We start from the raw sequence: 17,820 nt of genomic DNA, 5'->3' as shown, positions 1-17,820 counted from the left end.
TGCAAAAACCAACACCGCTCAAAGAAACAGCAACCAACCCACAAAGCACAAGGCGCAAGTCGCCCCACCAGACCAGAAACACCCGAACTCGCCAGGGAAATTTCGCAAAAAAAAAGAGGAGCACCCAATGGCAGGACCAACCATCGACTTCTGGCAATCCCGCTTCGAATCCGGGCAAACACCCTGGGAACGCGAATCCGCCAGCCCGCAACTCCAAGCCTGGCTAGCGCAAGGCACCATCCAGGCCGGCGAGCGCGTAATCGTGCCCGGCTGTGGCGGTGGCTGGGAAGTCGCCGCGCTGGCCGCGCATGGCGCGCGGGTCAGCGGTATCGACTACGCGCCCGGTGCGCTGGCCCGCACGGTTTCCCGGCTGAAGCCGAGCGGACTGCAAGCGGACCTGGAAAAGGCGGATGTGTTGCATTGGCAGCCAACGGCGCCGGTAGACGCCGTCTACGAGCAGACCTGCCTGTGCGCGCTGCATCCCGACCACTGGATCCGCTATGCCTCCCAGCTCCATGCCTGGCTGCGTCCCGGCGGGCGCCTGTTAGCGTTATTCATGCAGATGCGCCGCGACAGCGCCAGTCAGGGCATGGTGGAAGGGCCGCCGTATCACTGCGACATCAACGCCATGCGCGCGCTGTTCCCTGCCCAGCAATGGGAATGGCCCAAGCCGCCGTATAGCGCCGTCGCGCATCCCAGCGGCGCATTCGAGCTTCCGGTGGTGCTGGTGCGCCGCTGATCCCCTGGCGGCGCACAGCGCCAGCCGCGTTATCCATGGGTAATCCCCAATCCATATACAGCCAGTCCACACAAGAGCCACACCGGTAGTTTTGTTACGGTGGCACCAGCGCACCCGGTGCCATCGGGCGCACGTGACCCACCTAATTCCGAGATCGACCCCGGCCGCCCGCACACCGCGCGCGGCAAGGGGCGCCGGCACAGGAGACAAGATTGGAGATCCTGCAATTGACGATCTCGGGCATCGCGCTGGGCTGCATCTACGCGCTGATCGCCCTGGGCTTTGTGCTGATCTACAAGGCCACCGAGACCGTGAACTTTGCCCAGGGCGAGTTCATGATGCTCGGTGCGTTCGCCGGCGTGGTGCTGACCATGCTCGGCCTGCCCCTGCTGCTGGCGGTGCCGCTGACGGTGGCGGGCATGGCCGGCTTCGGCATGCTGGTGGAGCGCCTGGCGATTCGCCCCATCCTCGGCCAGCCGCAGTTCACGGTAGTGATGCTCACCATCGGCATGGGCTACGTGATGCGCGGCCTGATCACCATGGTGCCCGGCATCGGCGCCGGAACGCATACCCTGCCGGTGCCTTACCAGGGCATGGTATGGCGCACCGGCGGGCTGGTACTCAGCGTGGAGCAGGTGGCGGTCATCGGCGTCACCGCCGCGCTTTGCGCGGTGCTGTACCTGGTGTTCCGCTACAGCCGCATCGGCGTGGCCATGCAGGCCAGCTCGCAGAACCAGCTGGCCGCCTATTACATGGGCATTCCGGTACGGCGGCTGAACGGGCTGGTGTGGGGGCTGTCGGCTTCGGTGGCGGCCATCGCGGGCCTGCTGCTGGCGCCCATCACCTTTGTCCACGCCAGCATGGGCATGCTCGGCCTCAAGGCATTCCCCGCCGCGGTGGTCGGTGGCTTCGGCAGCCTGCCGGGCGCGATCGTGGGCGGGCTGGTGATCGGGGTGGTGGAGTCGCTGGCGGGCTTCTACCTGCCGGAAGGCTTCAAGGATGTGGCGGCCTATGTGGTGGTGCTGGTCATGCTGGTGATCAAGCCCAACGGCGTGTTCGGCGAGAACCTGCGTAAAAAGGTATAGAAACGCGATGCGATTCCTGTTCAAGACCGACTATCGCCAGGACCTCAGCCTGGCAAGGCACTCCGGCCACGTGTTCTGGTACGGCTTGCTGCTGGTTTGCCTGCTGATCGCGCCGGGCTGGGCCAGCAGCTACTGGATTGCGCAGCTTGGATTCGTGCTGATCTACGCCATTGCGGGGCTGGGCCTGATGGTGCTGTCCGGGTACACCGGGCTGCTGTCGATCGGACATGCGGCATTCCTGGGCGTTGGCGCATATGCGCAGGCCTGGCTGACCAGCCACGGCGTGCCCTTCGTGCCGGCCTTGCTGGCGGCGGGGGCGCTGTCGGCGCTGGCGGGCGTGGTGGTGGGGCTGCCGGCGCTGCGTGTCAAGGGCATCTACCTGGCCATCGCGACGCTGGCCTTCGGGCTGATCGTCGAGGAAGTCCTGGCGCGCTGGGACAGCGTGACCGGCGGCAATGCGGGGCTGCCGGTGGCCGCGCCGCAAATGTTCGGCTACGTGCTGGAGGGGCCGGTGGCGTTCTACTACCTGGCGCTGGCGGTTTGCCTGCTGGCGACGCTGGCGGTGCTCAACCTGTTGCGCAGCGCCACCGGGCGGGCGTTCATCGCCATCCGCGATTCCGAGATCTCCGCGCAGAGCATGGGCATTCACCTGGCGCGCTACAAGACGCTGTCCTTTGCGCTGTCCGCCGCGCTGGTTGGCATCGCTGGAGCGCTCTACGCCCATAAGCTGCGCTATATCTCGCCCGAGCAGTTCGGCATCGCCCAGTCGATCGACCTGTTGCTGCTGGTGGTGGTGGGCGGCCTGGGCTCCGTGCACGGCGCTTTCCTCGGCGCGATCTTCCTGATCGTCATGCCGCAGACGATCGTGCTGGCCAAGGATTTCCTGCCGCCGGCCATCGCGCAGGCCAGCGGGTTGCAGGCGCTGGTGTACGGGACGGTGCTGATGGCATTTGTCCTGTTCGAGCCGCTCGGACTGTATGGGCGCTGGTGCAAGATCCGTACTTACCTGGAGCTGTTCCCCTTCTATCGCCAGGGCATGTTCCGGCGCCAGAAGGCGTTCCAGCGCTCCGAGCGCCTGAAATAAGGAGGCCGGCACCATGACAGACACTCTTCTCAGCGTGCGCGACCTGTCGGTCCGCTTTGGCGGCGTGCTGGCGCTCAACGGCGTGAGCTTCGATGTCCGGCGCGGTGAGGTCTTCACACTGATCGGCCCCAACGGGGCCGGCAAGACCACGGTGTTCAACCTGATCAGCCGCATCTATCCGCCCACCAGCGGCGAGATCTTGTGGCAAGGCGAGGTGCTGACGCAGTTGCCGCCGCACGCGATCGCCGCGCAGGGCATTGCGCGCACCTTCCAGAATATCGAGCTGTTCGAGCACGCCACGGTGCTGCAGAACCTGCTGATCGGCCATCACACGCATCGCGCTGCCGGGTTCTGGGCCGACCTGTTGTTCACGCCCGCAGCGCGCCGTTCGGAACTGGCCGCGCGCCACAAGGCTGAAGAAATGATCGAACTGCTGGACCTGCAGGCACACCGCGATGCGCTGGTGGCGGGCCTGCCTTACGGCGTGCGCAAGGTGGTGGAACTGGCGCGCGCCTTGTGCAGCGGCCCGCGCCTGTTGCTGCTCGATGAGCCGTCCTCCGGGCTGAATGTGGAAGAGACCGAGGACATGGCCTGGTGGATCCGCGACATCCAGAGCGAACTGGGCATCACCGTGCTGATGGTGGAGCACGACATGAGCCTGGTATCACGCGTGTCGGACCGGGTGCTGGCGATGAACCAGGGCCAGGTGCTGGCGCAGGGCACGCCGGCCGAGGTGCAGGCGCATCCCGGCGTGATCGAGGCTTACCTGGGCACGGTGGACGACGTGGCCTCACTGCGGAGGGCGGCATGAACCTGATGGAAGGCACGGACAAGATGCGCGAGATCCAGGATGCCCCCGTGCTGGCGCTGGCCAATGTGGAAAGCGCCTACGGACCGGTCAAGGCGATTCGCGGCGTAAGCCTGGCGGTGCAGCGCGGCAGCATCGCCACCGTGCTGGGCGCCAACGGCGCCGGCAAGACCACCATCCTCAAGACCATTTCCGGCGTACTGGACCCGACGCGCGGCAGCATCGCCTTCAAGGGCGAGAGCATCGCCGCGATGGATCCGGCGCAGATCGTGCGGCGCGGCCTGAGCCATGTACCCGAGGGGAGGGAGGTGTTCCCGCTGCTGTCGGTGCGGGACAACCTGCTGATGGGTGCCTATACGCGGCGCGACCGCGACGGGGTGGCGCGCGACATGGAGGCGGTCTACGGCTACTTCCCGGTGCTGCGCGAGCGCGCCGGCCAGGATGCGGGCCTGCTGTCGGGCGGACAGCAGCAGATGCTGGCGATCTCGCGGGCGCTGATGGCGGCGCCCGAACTGATCCTGCTCGACGAGCCGAGCCTTGGCCTGTCGCCCAAGCTGACCAAGGACATCTTCGAGATCGTGGTGCGCATCAACCGCGAGCGCGGCACCACCATCCTGCTGGTCGAGCAGAACGCCAACATGGCGCTCAACGCGGCGGACTACGGCTACGTGCTGGAGAACGGCCGCATCGTGGCCGAGGACACCTGCGCCGTGCTGCGCGAGAAGGACGATATCAAGGAGTTCTACCTCGGCATGAAGGACAGCGGCGTGCGTGGCGAACGCCGCTGGAAGAAGCGCAAGACCTGGCGCTAGCGCGCGGCAAGGGTCTCCGCAACCGATACCGATACCGATACCGAAACCGATCACCCGTTTTCCCGAGAGCAACCAATGGCAATGGCGACAGCGCACACCATGAAGCCCCTTTCCGAAGCGGCATTCGACACCCTGCCGCAAATGTTCTGGCATGCCGTGGCCGAGCGCGGCGACGCGGTCATGATGCGGCAGAAGGATCTCGGCGTCTGGCGCAGCTACCGCTGGCGCGAAGTGGGCGAGATCGTGGCCGATGTCGCCGCCGGCCTGGCCGAACTGGGCCTGCAGCCGGGCGAGGTGGTGTCGGTGCTGTCCAATACCAACCGGGAATGGGTGTGGAGCGACCTGGGCGCCTTGACGGCCGGCGCCGTGGTAAGCGGCATCTACCCCACCGATTCGCCTGCGCAGGTGGAATACCTGTGCCACGACTCCGGCAGCGTGATGCTCTTCGTGGAAAACGAGGAGCAGCTCGACAAATACCTGGAAGTGCGAGAGCGGTTGCCACGGCTGCGCAAGGTGGTGGTCTACGACATGGAAGGGCTGGCCGGCTACGACGACCCGGACGTGCTCAGCTTCGACGCGCTGCTGGCACTCGGCAGGCAGGTAAGGGCGCGAGAGCCGGATCTGGTGGCGCAACGGCTGGCTGCCGGCAGCGCCGATGCGCTGGCGGTGCTCGTGTACACGTCGGGCACCACGGGACGGCCCAAGGGCGCGATGCTGTCACACCGCAATGCGCTGCGCAGCTGCCTGACGCTGCGCGAGTTCCTGCCCGCCACCACCATCGGCGAGCGCATGGCCTTCCTGCCGCTGTGCCACGTCTCGGAGCGGATCTTCGGCGAGTATTACTCGATCCTGTCCGGCGCCGTCGTCAACTTCGTCGAAAACCCGGACACCATCTTCGACAATATCCGCGAGATCCAGCCCGATGCTTTCCTGGCGGTGCCGCGCGTGTGGGAGAAGCTCTATTCCAGCGTCACCATCGCGGTACGCGAGGCCACCCGCCTGCAGCGCTGGGCCTATGACTGGGCCATTGCCGCCGGACGGGCCCGCGTGCACGAAGATGGCCAGGCGAGGCCGCTGCCACTGGGAGCGCGCCTGAAGCTCTGGCTGGCCGATACGCTGGTACTGGGCAACGTGCGCCGCATGATGGGGCTGAACCGCGTGCAACTGGCCGTGACCGGCGCGGCGCCGATCTCGCCGGACCTGATCCGCTGGTATATGGCGCTGGGCATCGTGCTGCACGAGCTATGGGGCATGACCGAGATCACCGGCGCGGCCACCTGCAACCCGCCGGGACGGACGCGGCCGGGCAGCATCGGCATCGCCTTGCCGCATACCGAGGTAAGGATTTCCCACGAGGGCGAGTTGCTGGTGCGCGGGCCGCAGGTGTTCATGGGCTACCTGAACCTGCCCGGCAAGACCGCCGAAACGATGGTGGACGGCTGGCTGCGCACCGGCGACGTGGGCCGGGTGGACGGGCAGGGCTATTTCTATATCACCGACCGCATGAAGGACCTGATCATCACCGCCGGCGGCAAGAACGTCACGCCGTCCGAGTGGGAGAACCAGCTCAAGTTCAGCCCTTACGTAACCGACGCCGTCGTCATCGGCGATCGCCGGCCCTACCTGAGCTGCCTGGTGATGATCGACCAGGACAACGTGGAACAGTGGGCGCAGGAGCACGACGTGCACTTCTCCGACTACGGCTCGCTGTGCCGCAGCAAGGAAGTGATCGCGCTGGTGGGGCAGGAAATCGACAAGGTCAACAAGCAGTTTGCGCGGGTCGAGCAGATCAAGGCGTTCCGGCTCATCGAGACCCGCCTCGGCGCCGAGGACGAGGAACTGACCCCGACCATGAAGCTCAAGCGCAAGCTGGTCAACGACAAGTACAGCGCGCTGATCGAGTCGATGTACCTGGCCAAGGTGGCCTGAACGCAAGCGGCCCCAACAGGAGGCGCCATGAGCGATGCAGACAAAGCGGTTCCCGTCAGCCTGGTGCGGCACGGCCGCATCGGCCTGCTGTGCATCGACCATCCGCCGGTGAATGCGCTCTCGGTGGCCACGGTAGCAGGGCTGGATGCCAGGGTGGCCGCCTTCGAGGCCGATCCGTCCCTCGATGGCTTGCTGATCTGGTGCGCGGGCCGGACCTTCGTGGCCGGTGGCGACATTGCCCAGTTCGACGCGCCGGATTTCACCGCCGCGCCTTACAACCGCATCCTGGCCCGGATCGAGGCCAGCGAACGGCTGGTGGTGGCGGCCCTGCACGGCACCGCGCTCGGCGGCGGGCTGGAACTGGCGCTGGCCTGCCATTACCGGGTGGCCTTGCCCGGCACGCGGGTCGGGCTGCCGGAGATCAAGCTGGGGCTGCTGCCGGGATCGCTCGGTACCCAGCGGCTGCCGCGCGCCTGCGGGGCAGCGCTGGCACTGGAGCTGATGCTGAGCGGACGCATGCTCGACGCCGAGGCGGCGCTGGCCGCCGGCATCGTCGACGCGCTGGTGCAGGGCGAGCCGCTGGCCGCGGGCCTCAACTTCCTGGAAGACCTGCTTGAGCGCCTGGCGCCGCCGCGACGCCTGTCCACACTATCCGTACCCGTGGCTGGCCTGCCCAAGGATTTCTTCGCGCAAGCCATGCAACATGCCACGCAGCAGCGCGCGCACTATCCTGCCGCCGCGGCCATCGTGCAAGCGGTGGAAGCGGCAGCGACGCTGCCGTTCGCGCAGGGCGAGGCGATGGAGGCAGCCTTGCTCACCGCCTGCGTGGCCTCGCCCGAATCGCGGGCGCTGCGGCACCTGTTCTTTGCCGAACGGCAGGCGGCCCGCGTGCCCGGCATGCCTGCGGGAGCAGCGCCGCGCGCGCTGCACACAGCAGGCGTGATCGGCGCCGGCACCATGGGCAGCCGCATCGCCATGAGCCTGGCGGATGCCGGCTTGCCGGTGACGCTGGTGGAAGCCAGCGGCACCGCGCTGGCGAGGGGCCTGGCCTCGGTCCGCGCCCAGTACGAAGCCAGCGCGGCGGCGGGGCGGATACAGCCGGAGCAGGTCGCCAGGCGCATGGGCCTGATCGCGGGAACCCTGGACTATGCAGCGCTGGCCGGCTGCGAGCTGGTGATCGAGGCGGTGGACGAGGACATGGCGCTCAAGCAGCATGTGTGCGCCCGGCTCGGGCGCATCTGCAAGCCCGGCGCGATCATCGCCACCAATACCTCGACGCTGGATGTGGAAGTGCTGGCCGAGGCCAGCGGCCGGCCCGCCGATTTCGCCGGCGTGCATTTCCGCAATCCGGCCAATGGCGGGCGGCTGATCGAGGTGGTGCGCGGCAGCGCCACCGCGCCGGATGTGCTGGTGACGGCCATGCAGCTGGCCCGGCGGCTCGGCAAGGTGGCGGTGGTGTCGGGCGTGTGCTTCGGCTTTATCGGCAACCGCATGGCCGAAGCCTACCTGCGCGAGAGCGAGTTCCTGCTGATGGAAGGGGTCAGCCCGGCGCGGCTCGACGCCGTGATGCAAGCCTACGGCATGGCGATGGGCCCATGCCGCATGCTGGACCTGGCCGGGATCGACGTGGGCGCCAAGATCGTGCTGGAGTACGGCAAGGCCGGCGGGCTGCCGCCCGATCCCGCCTACCGCGCGGTGGTGCGCACGCTGTTCATGCTGGGGCGGCTCGGCTGCAAGAGCGGTGCGGGCTACTACCGGTATCCGGACGGGCAACCGGTGCCCGACCCCGAAGCGGAACGCATCTGCGCCGCGCTGGGGCGCGCGCACGGCATCGCCCGCCGCATGGATATCGCCGATGCCGAGATCGTCGAGCGCCTGCTCTACCCCCTGATCAACGAGGCCGCCAAGCTGCTGGAAGAGGGCGTAGCGTGCCGGCCCGGCGACATCGACATGGTGTGGACCGCCGGCTACGGCTTTCCGGATTACCTCGGCGGCCCGGTCTGGCAGGCCGACAGCATTGGCCTGCCGCGCATCGTGGCGGGACTGGAGCACTATGCGCGGCTGCGCGGCAATCCTTACGACTACTGGGACATCTCGCCGTTGCTGGCGGCGCTGGCGCGGGGCGGGCAGCGCTTGTCCGGCTGGTCGGCTCCGCCGGCCGCGGCCGATACGCCTGCAACAGCGGAGCAGGGCCGTCCCGCCATGCCCATCTCGTTATCGCCGGATCCGCTGGCCGGGCAAAGCAGGATCCAGTCGGGATCGAAGCCGCCGCAGAGCGTGCATTGACCAGGGCAGTCCGTCAGTTCCTATATCCATAGCGCCATAAAACAAGGAGACAACCATGTTCCTGAAAACCACCATCGCCGCTCTTGCACTGGCACTAAGCGCCGGGGCGGGCGCGCAGACCCGCGGCGTCACCGACAAGGAAATCGTCCTCGGCCTGATCACCGATATGTCCGGGCCGATCGTCAACTACGGCAAGGAATCCCGCAACGGCATGACCATGGCCGTGGAAGAAATCAACGGCCGCGGCGGCGTGCAGGGCCGCAAGCTGCGGGTGGTGGTGGAAGACAACGGCTACGAACCCAAGCGTGCCGTGCTGGCGGCGCAGAAGCTGGTCACGCAGGACGGCGTGTTCGCCATCATCGGCCACCTGGGCACCGCGCCCAATATGGCCACGTTGCCGTTCCTGGTGCAAAGCAAGGTCTTCAACTTCATGCCGCAGAGCGCCGCGCGCGACATGTATGAGCCCGCCAGCCCGTACAAGATCGCACTGGGGCCGTCCAATTTCCTGATGTCCACCACCATCATGGATTACTTCTTCAAGCAGAAGCCCTACCAGCGGGTGGGCGCGCTGTACCAGGACGACGACTACGGGCGGGAGTCGGTGGAAGGCGTGCAGGCCTATCTCAAGGCCAGGAACATGACCCTGGTGGAGAAAGTGTCGTACAAGCGCGGCGCCACCGATTTTTCCTCGCAGATGGCGCGGCTCAAGGCGGCCAACTGCGACCTGGTGTTCAACGCGTCCACCATGCGCGAGTACATCGCCTCGGTCCAGGAAGCGCGCAAGATCGGCTTCAACCCGGTCTTCGCCGGCACCTCGGCCAATTACGCGCACCAGGTGCCGTTGCTGGGCGGCAAGGCCATGGAAGGCCTGCATGCGGCGGCCTTCATCATGCTGCCCTATGCGGATGACGCAAACCCGGCGGTACGGCAATGGGCTGCCGCCTACAAGAAGCGCTTCAATGAAGACCCGGGCGTGTACTCGATGTTCAGCTACTACGCCTACACCACCTTCGCCACCATCGCCGACAAGGCCGGGCGCAACCTGACCGCCGAGTCCTTCAACGCCGCCATGGAGTCGACCAAGCTGCCGCAGGACACGCTGGGCAACCCCGGTTTCAACGTCTCCGCCAGCAACCGCCTGAGCAACGACCGCATCCGCATCATGAAGGTGGCCGGCGACAAGTGGATTCCCGCCAGCGACCTGCTGCCGCCGCCCAAGATGAACTGAGCGCGGCGAGCCGCAACGGGATGGCGATCCCCGCCGCCATGACAGGCGGCGGGTCTGGAGCAACGGACAATCGGAGACAGACATGAGCACAGCAACGGAACAGGCGCGCGAGCGCATCGGCCGCATCGCCCTGGGCGATGTGGTCCACCGCTCCGCCCGGCGCTTCGGCGCCCGGACGGCGCTGATCGAGGGCGACCATAGCCTGAGCTACACGGCGCTGAACGCCGCCACCAACCAGTTCGCCCATTACCTGCTGGCGCAGGGAATGCGCAGCGCCGAGCGTGTCGGCATGCTGTGCAACAACTCCATCGGCATGATCGTGGCGCTGCTGGGAATCCAGAAGGCGGGCATGGTGTGGGTGCCGATCAATACGGCCCTGGCGCCGGACGCGATCCAATACATCCTGGAACACGCCGAGGTCACTCGGCTGGTGGCGGACGCGTCCGTACTGGCGCGGCCCGGCATCGCGGAACTGGTGGCGGCGCTGGGCATTCCCGTTGTGCTGCTGGAGCCCGCGGGCGAGGTGGCAGGCGACCTGGCGGGCCTGGCCGCGACGAAGTACTCCGACGCGCTGGCCGGCCAGCCGGCGGCGCTGCCCGACGTGGATATCGCCAGCGGCCAGCTGGCGCAGATCATGTACACCAGCGGCACCACCGGCCCGCAGAAGGGCGTCATGCATTCGCACGCCTCGGTGCATTCGGTGCTGTCCGCCAACCTGGTCGATACGGGCTGCGGCACGGCGCGGGAGGTCTTTACCTGCCTGCTGCCGATGTTCCACTGTGCCCAGCACGGCAATACCATGAGTGCGCTGCTAGGCGGGCACACCGTGGTGGTGGGTCGCGGCTTCGATCCCGCCCGCGTGCTGGCCGACCTGGCCCGGCACCGCGTCAGCGTCGTGGTGGCGCTGCCGATGATGTACCGGGCCATGCTGGAACACCCGCAGTTCGCCAACACCGATCTTGCCAGCGTGCGGCTGTGCATCTACGGCATGGCGCCGCTGCCCAAGAACCTGCTGCTGCGCCTGCTGGATGCGTTCTGCCCCAACTTCGTCCTGTGCTCGGGCCAGACCGAGATGTACCCGGCGGCAACTATCTTCGAGGCGGAGGAGCAGCGCAAGCGCTTTGGCGCGTACTGGGGCGTGGGCACGGTGGTCAACGAGGTGGCGGTGATGGCCGACGACGGCAGGCTGCTCGGCCCCGGCGAGCCGGGCGAAATCGTGTTTCGCGGGCCCAACGTGATGCTGGGCTATTACAAGGACCAGGAGGCCACCGCCCGCGTGCAGCGCTTTGGCTGGCATCACTCCGGCGACCTGGGCGTGCTGGACGAGGACGGGCAACTGCTGTTCCTCGACCGCATCAAGGACATGATCAAGACCGGTGGGGAAAACGTACCTTCGATCAAGGTCGAAGAGGTGCTGCTGCGCCATGCCGCCGTGGCCAACGCGGCGGTGGTAGGCCTGCCCCATGCGCGCTGGGGCGAGGCGGTGACGGCATTCGTCACGCTCAAGCCAGGCGCGGCGGTGGAGCAGGACGAGCTGGGCGCCCACTGCAAGGCGCATCTCGGCGGCTTCGAGGTGCCCAAGGACGTGGTGCTGCTGGCCGCGCTGCCGGCGACTTCCACGGGAAAAATCCAGAAATTCGAGTTGCGCCAGCGTTATCGGGAGCACTACGATGTGGCGGGAGCGCCGGGCTGACCGGCGCACGTTCCGGCCCCTGGGCGCCACCGGGCCGGAACGCCTGGCCATAGCCACCTGACGCAAGACGTGGCCGGCTGCTCCGGCTACGCTGCTTTTTGCGCCGCGGCACGGCAGCACCGCCCGGCCAGCGTCGTCCGAAGCACCCAGACCGCACAACCAGCAGGCCTGACGACGCACCAACCGGTGCGCGGACAGCGCCCGGCAGGAGACAAAGGACATGCAGATGCAAGCACAAGGCATTGCGTGCCCGCCAGCCATGACCTTGGCGCCCGGCGCCAGGGGAGGGACCGGCCGGGTAATGTGGCTCACGCCGGAGCGGCTCTTCTACGCCGGCCTGCTGGGCTCGCCCTCGGTCCGCACCATGGGCGGCCTGCTGATTTATGTAGCGTTAAGCGCACCCATCCGCATCCGTTTCGACGGCGGGCCCTGGGAGTCCACGGAACTGGCGGTGGTGCCAGCCTATATGCCGCACTCGGTGGCCTGCGATGACCGCATGATCTGCGACCTCGGGCTAGAGGCCGAGAGCATCGACCTCGCCCGCCTGCCGTCTGTGATCCGCGGCCGGGCGGGGCCGGTGGACGATCCGGCGTTCGTGCGCCACGTGCGCCAGGCCCACGCCTACCTGAGCGAGCGCGGACGGGAACTGGACCTGCAGGCGGACAGCTTCGACCAGATCTTCTTCGGCCATGCGCTGGCGGCACGGCGGCTGGACCCACGCATCGAAGCCGTGGTGCAACGCATCCGCAATGCGCCTTCGGCCACCGCCACGGCCGAGTCCTGCGCCGCATCGGCCCATCTGTCGTTTTCGCGCTTCCTGCACTTGTTCAAGGAAGAGGTTGGCACGCCGTTCCGCAGCTTTCGCACGTGGAAACGGGCCCGCAGCCTGCTTCACTATGTCACCCAGGACTCCAACCTGGCGCATGTGGCGCTGGATACCGGGTACCCCGACTCCACGCACTTCAGCCACTCCATCCGCCAGGTCTACGGGCTCAAACCCAGCGACATCTTTGCCGGCTCGCGCAAGCTCGCGCTGATCGGCGAGCGCGTGGCGGTGGGCGGGGGCATGCCCGGCTAGGCGGTTCTCGCAACAAGCACGGATTTCCTGTTCCGTAACCTGGCAACCGGGCTTTGGCACGGCTTGACAGCGGTCGATCTCGCCCTTTCTACCCACTAAATTGGTAAAATGCAAATACCCATTAAATTGGTATTTGCAGAATACCCATGTTGCTCATAAAATGATTTTACGCACATGACGGGTAAGCCCGGACCACCAAGATGAAACAACTGCTCTCCACCGCCGGCCAGCTAGGGCAGGTGCTGCAGTCCGCACGGCGTGCGGCGAAGCTGTCCCAGACGGACCTCGCGTCGCGCCTGGGCGTCAGCCAAAGCCGCGTCTCCCATATGGAGCTGAACCCCGGCAGCATCAGCGCGGATCAGTTGCTGGCGCTGGTCAGCAGCCTGGGCCTTGAGCTGGTCGTCCAGGACAAGCGCCCGGCCGGCGCCGATTCCCCGACGGTGGAGTGGTAGGCATGGGCCGCAGATCGCATGCGCGGGCGCTTTCGGTGTGGGCCAATGGCGAGCGGGTGGGGACGTGGCGCATCCCCACGCGGGGCGATATGGAACTGCAGTACGACCCCGGCTGGATCGCCTCGCCCGCCGGCCGGCCCTTGTCCCTGTCGCTGCCCTTCGGCGTCGGTGCTTCCCCGCTGAAGGGCGACAGGGTGCGCAACTACTTCGATAACCTGCTGCCCGACAGCGACGCCATCCGCAAGCGCCTCGCCACCCGCTTCAAGACAGCGACCACGGAGGCCTTCGACCTGCTGGAAGCCATCGGCCGCGACTGCGTCGGCGCGGTGCAGCTGCTCGGCGAAAGCGAGCAGCCGGTGGGCCATGACCGCATCGACGGCACGCCGCAGTCCGATGCCGATATCGAAAGACTGCTGCGGCAAACGGTTAGCCCGGCCGCCCTGGGCGCACAGGGCGATGACGACGACTTCCGCATTTCCCTGGCCGGCGCGCAGGAGAAGACAGCGCTGCTGTGGCACGGCAACCAGTGGATGAAGCCTCACGGTGCCACGCCCACCACCCACATCCTCAAGTTGCCGCTCGGGCTGGTGGGCAACAAGCGAGCCGACCTCAGCACCTCGGTCGAGAACGAATGGCTCTGCCTGACCATCCTCGCCGCCTATGGACTGCCGGTCGCGCACAGTGAAATCAAGACCTTCGCCAGCCAGAAGGTACTGAGCGTGCAACGCTTCGACCGGCAACCGCACTCGTCGGGCAACTGGATCCTGCGGCTGCCGCAGGAGGACTTCTGCCAGGCGCTGGGTGTCGCTCCCCACCTGAAATACGAAGCGGACGGCGGCCCGGGCATGCGCGATATCGCGCAGATCCTGCGGCAATCGACCCACGCCGACGAAGACCTCGAGTCCTTCCTCGCCACGCAGATCCTGTTCTGGATGCTGGCGGCACCCGACGGGCATGCCAAGAATTTCAGCATCCGGCTGCTGCCCGGCGGGCGCTACCGGATGACACCGCTCTATGACGTGATGTCGATCTGGCCGGTGGTCGGCAACGGGGCGAACCAGTGGTCGTGGCACAAGGCCAAGCTGGCCATGGCGGTGGCGGGCAAGAACCGGCACTACCTGTTCAAGGATGTGCAGCGCCGGCATTTCAACGCGATGGCGCCCAAGTGTTTCCACGGCCCGGATGCCGAGGGCATGATCCAGCGGCTCATTGCGCAAACGCCGGCAGTCATCGGGAAGGTCGGCGCCGCCTTGCCGGCTGCTTTCCCGCAGAAGGTAGCGGACAGCATCCTCCAGGGGCTGGAAGCTTCCGCCAGACAGCTCGAGGCAATGCCACCCGGATAGCGGCGGGGGCGGGCACCGGCGCGCCGACCACTTTGCGCAAGACGAAGTGCGCGGCGCAGCCTATGGTCGAGGCATGCCGGCAGTGCCGCATGGAATCGCCTGCCGGTTTGTGGCCGGTTCCCATGCCACATGCCCCCGACCCAAAACGGCAGCCACGCCGGCTGCCTGCCAACTGACAGGACCCACGATGAGCCTCCTGACCCTGCCGCCGCTCGCCCACTATTTCTCGGCCGAGCACGAACAGTTTCGCAGCACGCTGCGCGAATTCGTCGCCCGCGAGATCTCGCCGTTTGTGAACGAATGGGATGAAGCCGGGACCTTTCCCCGCTCGCTGTACCGGCGCGCTGCCGAGATCGGCTTGCTCGGGCTGGGTTACCCGGAGCGCTTCGGCGGCACGCCCGGCGACATCTTCTACCACCTGATCCAGGCCGAGGAATTCGCCCGCAGCGGCTCGGGCGGCGTCAATGCGTCGCTCCACTCCCACTCCATCGGTGTACCGCCGATCGTCGCGGCAGGCAGCGAGGCGCTGCAGCAGCGCGTGCTGCCCGCGGTCATCGCCGGCGACAAGATCGCCGCGCTGGCCATCACGGAGCCGGGCGGCGGTTCCGATGTGGCTAGCCTCAGGACCACGGCAGTGCGCGACGGTGACCACTACGTCGTCAACGGCGAAAAGACCTTCATCACCTCCGGCATGCGCGCCGATTTCATCACCACGGCGGTGCGCACCGACCCTGCCAACAAGGGCGCGGGCGGCATCTCCCTGCTGCTGATTGAAGGCAACCCGCCCGGCCTGACCCGCACCGGACTCAAGAAGATGGGCTGGCTCGCCTCCGACACCGCCCACCTGCATTTCGACAACTGCCGCATCCCCGCCGCCAACCTGATCGGCGACGAAAACCGCGGATTCCAGATCATCATGCGCAACTTCAATTCCGAGCGGCTGGGGATGAGCGCAAGCGCCTATGGCTATGCCGAGGCCTGCCTGCAGGAAGCGCTGGACTGGGCGCGCCAGCGCAACACATTCGGCCAGCCGCTGGTGGAGCGGCAGGGGATCCGCCACAAGCTGGTCGACATGGCGCTGCGCATCGAAGCCGCGCGCAATCTCGTCTATGACCTGGCTTACCGCGTCCAGCACCAGGAGGGAGACCCCGCGCAACTGGTGGCGCGCACCTGCATGGCCAAGATCCAGGCCACGCAGGCGATGCAGTTCTGCACCGACCAGGCCGTGCAGATCCTGGGCGGGATGGGTTTCATGCGCGGCACGCTGAGCGAACGTGTATACCGGGAGGTCAAGGTCATGATGATCGGTGGTGGATCCGAGGAAATCATGAAAGACCTGGCCGCGCGGCAGTTGGGCTTTTGATGGGAGGGGCCCGGGTGGCATCGGCTTCCATGCCGCCCGCAGGCCCGCCTTATAATCCGTCCGGAGAATCCGCCGCCGGGCACCGCCGGCGGGCGAGCGCGTCCTGGAACCGGCCGAATGCCTTCGTACCCCCTCATCCTTTGTCTCACCTTTGCGGTCGTTGGCAGCCTCACGGTTGCCGTGGCCGCGTGGACCAGGCGGGACGACCCCACCGTCAAGGCCTTCCTGATGCTGGCCTTTGGCTGCGTGATATGGAGCGGCGGCCGCCTGCTGGAACTGAGTTCCTTCGACCTGGAAACCCGCGTGATGTGGGCCAGGCTGCAGTACTTCGGCATCGTCGCGGTACCGATCGCCTGGCTCTGCGCCATGATCCAGCTCAGCCGGCCCAGGTTCGTCATTCCCTGGTCATTGCTCTCGATGCCCATCGTGATCAATATCGTGACGCTGGGCCTCGTCTTCACCAACGAACGGCACCACCTGATCTGGGATTCGATCGCGATGGTACCTGGTGGCCTGCCGCCCGGCGCGGTCTTCACCCATGGTCCGGCGTACGCGGTGGTGGCTGCCTATTCCTACCTGCTGCTGCTGATCAGCCTTTACTTCCTGCTGACAGCCCGCGTGCCCAGCAGCAGCCTGACGCGGGGCGGGCGCGCCGTGCTGGCCGGCGGACTGGCGCTGCCGCTGGTGGCCAATATCGCGTACCTTCGTGGATGGACAGGGCCGCTCGGGGGCGACCTGACCCCGGCCACCCTCTCCGTGATGACGGTGCTGGTGTGGATATGCGCGCTGCGCGGGCACCTGGATGACGTCGGGCACTATGCCAGGCTGCGGGTGTTCGATGCCCTGCAAGAGGGTTGCGTAATCGTGAATGCGGACGACATCATTGTCGATTTCAATCCCGCCGCCCGCCGGCTGCTGGAAGCCGTGGATCGCGGCAGCCCGTACCCGGCAGCCTGGAATGACGCAATCGCCGCCAGCCGTTCGGACATGCCCGGTGGCGGCGCATCCCACCTGATTTCGGAGGAGCGGGTCGACTACGAGCTCACCGTGGACCCGGTACGCAACCTCAACCGGCAACCGGTAGGGAGCATTGTGTTCCTCCGCGACGTCACCCGTTTCCGCTCGCGCGAACAGGCGCTGACTTCGGAGAACTCCACGCTGGCGGTGCGGCTGGGCGAAACCGAGGAAAAGCTCTCGCGCATCGAGGCCGACCTGTACCGCGACGCGCTGACCGGGGTGTTCAACCGGCGGTTCTTCCAGCGCGAGGCCGCCGCCGCGCTGGCCAATGCGTTCGAGCAGGGCATCCCCGTCGGCCTGCTGATCATCGACGTCGATTACTTCAAGCAGTACAACGATCTGCACGGCCACGTGCACGGCGACGAATGCCTGCGCCAGGTCGCCGGCGCCCTCGGGGAAACCATGCGCAACGGCCCCGGCGACTTCTGCGCCCGCGTTGGCGGCGAAGAGTTCGCCATCGTGCTCCCGCACATCTCGCCGCGCGAAACCAGGCAAGCCGGATTGCGGCTGCTCCAGGCCGTGCGCTCGCTGGCGCTGCCGCACGGTGGCTGGCCCGAACACCCGTACGTCACCATCAGCGTCGGCGCGGTTTGCGAAATCCCGGCATCGCCGTTCCTGGAGCCAATGCTGGAAAAGGCCGACGCCGCCATGTATGAAGCCAAGCGCAATGGCCGCGACCGCTTCGTGATGCGCGATGCGCTGGCATTGCCCGCGTATCCTGCTTAGCCATTGCCGCGGGCGGATTGCATCCGCGTGACTGCGCATATGCCAGCGCTCTGCGCGATGGCGCCCTCCATGCCGCGGTATTCCGTGCCAGCCCATTCCCGCTGAGGCGTGAGCCGTCCGGGCACGGAAGCGGCCGCCTTCAATTCCGTCTGCCGGAAATGCGGGGCTGTATCGGAC

Annotated in this window: 14 protein-coding genes; all 14 read left to right on the top strand. The window is 66.9% G+C overall.

Annotation, left to right across the window (positions count from 1 at the left end; all coding sequences use genetic code 11):
• The first annotated feature begins 127 nt into the window (after positions 1 to 127).
• The 14 genes from CF70_RS08690 to CF70_RS08625 all read left to right on the top strand — a co-directional run bounded on the left by CF70_RS08690 (position 128) and on the right by CF70_RS08625 (position 17,643).
• Positions 128 to 739, top strand: a complete 612-nt coding sequence (locus tag CF70_RS08690; RefSeq protein ID WP_035863094.1) for a methyltransferase domain-containing protein — start codon at positions 128 to 130, stop codon at positions 737 to 739.
• A 212-nt stretch (positions 740 to 951) separates the two neighbouring features.
• A complete protein-coding gene (locus CF70_RS08685; RefSeq protein WP_035863092.1) occupies positions 952 to 1,824 on the top strand; it encodes a branched-chain amino acid ABC transporter permease in 873 nt (290 codons plus the stop codon).
• Between the two features lie 7 nt (positions 1,825 to 1,831).
• Positions 1,832 to 2,908 (top strand): branched-chain amino acid ABC transporter permease, encoded by a 1,077-nt coding sequence (locus tag CF70_RS08680; RefSeq protein ID WP_035863089.1) that lies wholly within the window; start codon positions 1,832 to 1,834, stop codon positions 2,906 to 2,908.
• A gap of 13 nt (positions 2,909 to 2,921) precedes the next feature.
• The gene (locus CF70_RS08675) at positions 2,922 to 3,719 is read left to right on the top strand and encodes an ABC transporter ATP-binding protein (protein WP_035863086.1); all 798 of its coding nucleotides are present in this window, start codon (positions 2,922 to 2,924) and stop codon (positions 3,717 to 3,719) included.
• The gene (locus CF70_RS08670; RefSeq protein WP_045238708.1) at positions 3,716 to 4,528 is read left to right on the top strand and encodes an ABC transporter ATP-binding protein; all 813 of its coding nucleotides are present in this window, start codon (positions 3,716 to 3,718) and stop codon (positions 4,526 to 4,528) included. The genes CF70_RS08675 and CF70_RS08670 overlap by 4 nt, the downstream gene beginning before the upstream one ends.
• Before the next feature lie 99 nt (positions 4,529 to 4,627).
• Entirely contained in the window at positions 4,628 to 6,457 is a 1,830-nt protein-coding gene (locus tag CF70_RS08665; RefSeq protein ID WP_035863084.1) for an AMP-dependent synthetase/ligase, read from the top strand.
• A gap of 27 nt (positions 6,458 to 6,484) precedes the next feature.
• On the top strand, positions 6,485 to 8,743 hold the full coding sequence (locus CF70_RS08660) for a 3-hydroxyacyl-CoA dehydrogenase NAD-binding domain-containing protein (protein WP_035863082.1): 2,259 nt from the start codon (positions 6,485 to 6,487) through the stop codon (positions 8,741 to 8,743).
• 55 nt (positions 8,744 to 8,798) lie between these two features.
• Positions 8,799 to 9,971: an ABC transporter substrate-binding protein gene (locus CF70_RS08655; RefSeq protein WP_035863080.1), complete on the top strand. Its 1,173-nt coding sequence runs from the start codon at positions 8,799 to 8,801 to the stop codon at positions 9,969 to 9,971.
• Positions 9,972 to 10,053: 82 nt separating this feature from the next.
• Positions 10,054 to 11,664: a class I adenylate-forming enzyme family protein gene (locus CF70_RS08650; RefSeq protein ID WP_035863078.1), complete on the top strand. Its 1,611-nt coding sequence runs from the start codon at positions 10,054 to 10,056 to the stop codon at positions 11,662 to 11,664.
• 220 nt (positions 11,665 to 11,884) lie between these two features.
• Positions 11,885 to 12,742: an AraC family transcriptional regulator gene (locus CF70_RS08645; RefSeq protein ID WP_235184951.1), complete on the top strand. Its 858-nt coding sequence runs from the start codon at positions 11,885 to 11,887 to the stop codon at positions 12,740 to 12,742.
• A 200-nt stretch (positions 12,743 to 12,942) separates the two neighbouring features.
• On the top strand, positions 12,943 to 13,194 hold the full coding sequence (locus CF70_RS08640) for a helix-turn-helix domain-containing protein (RefSeq protein ID WP_035863077.1): 252 nt from the start codon (positions 12,943 to 12,945) through the stop codon (positions 13,192 to 13,194).
• A gap of 2 nt (positions 13,195 to 13,196) precedes the next feature.
• The gene (locus CF70_RS08635; protein ID WP_035863074.1) at positions 13,197 to 14,537 is read left to right on the top strand and encodes a type II toxin-antitoxin system HipA family toxin; all 1,341 of its coding nucleotides are present in this window, start codon (positions 13,197 to 13,199) and stop codon (positions 14,535 to 14,537) included.
• A 187-nt stretch (positions 14,538 to 14,724) separates the two neighbouring features.
• Positions 14,725 to 15,900: an acyl-CoA dehydrogenase family protein gene (locus CF70_RS08630; protein WP_035863072.1), complete on the top strand. Its 1,176-nt coding sequence runs from the start codon at positions 14,725 to 14,727 to the stop codon at positions 15,898 to 15,900.
• Between the two features lie 117 nt (positions 15,901 to 16,017).
• Positions 16,018 to 17,643: a histidine kinase N-terminal 7TM domain-containing protein gene (locus CF70_RS08625; protein ID WP_035863070.1), complete on the top strand. Its 1,626-nt coding sequence runs from the start codon at positions 16,018 to 16,020 to the stop codon at positions 17,641 to 17,643.
• Positions 17,644 to 17,820: the final 177 nt, after the last annotated feature.

Origin of the sequence: Cupriavidus sp. SK-3, assembly GCF_000611145.1 — a bacterium.
Taxonomy (GTDB): domain Bacteria; phylum Pseudomonadota; class Gammaproteobacteria; order Burkholderiales; family Burkholderiaceae; genus Cupriavidus.
The sequence above is the reverse complement of the archived record's forward strand: the minus strand, read 5'-3'. Positions and strand labels throughout refer to the sequence as shown.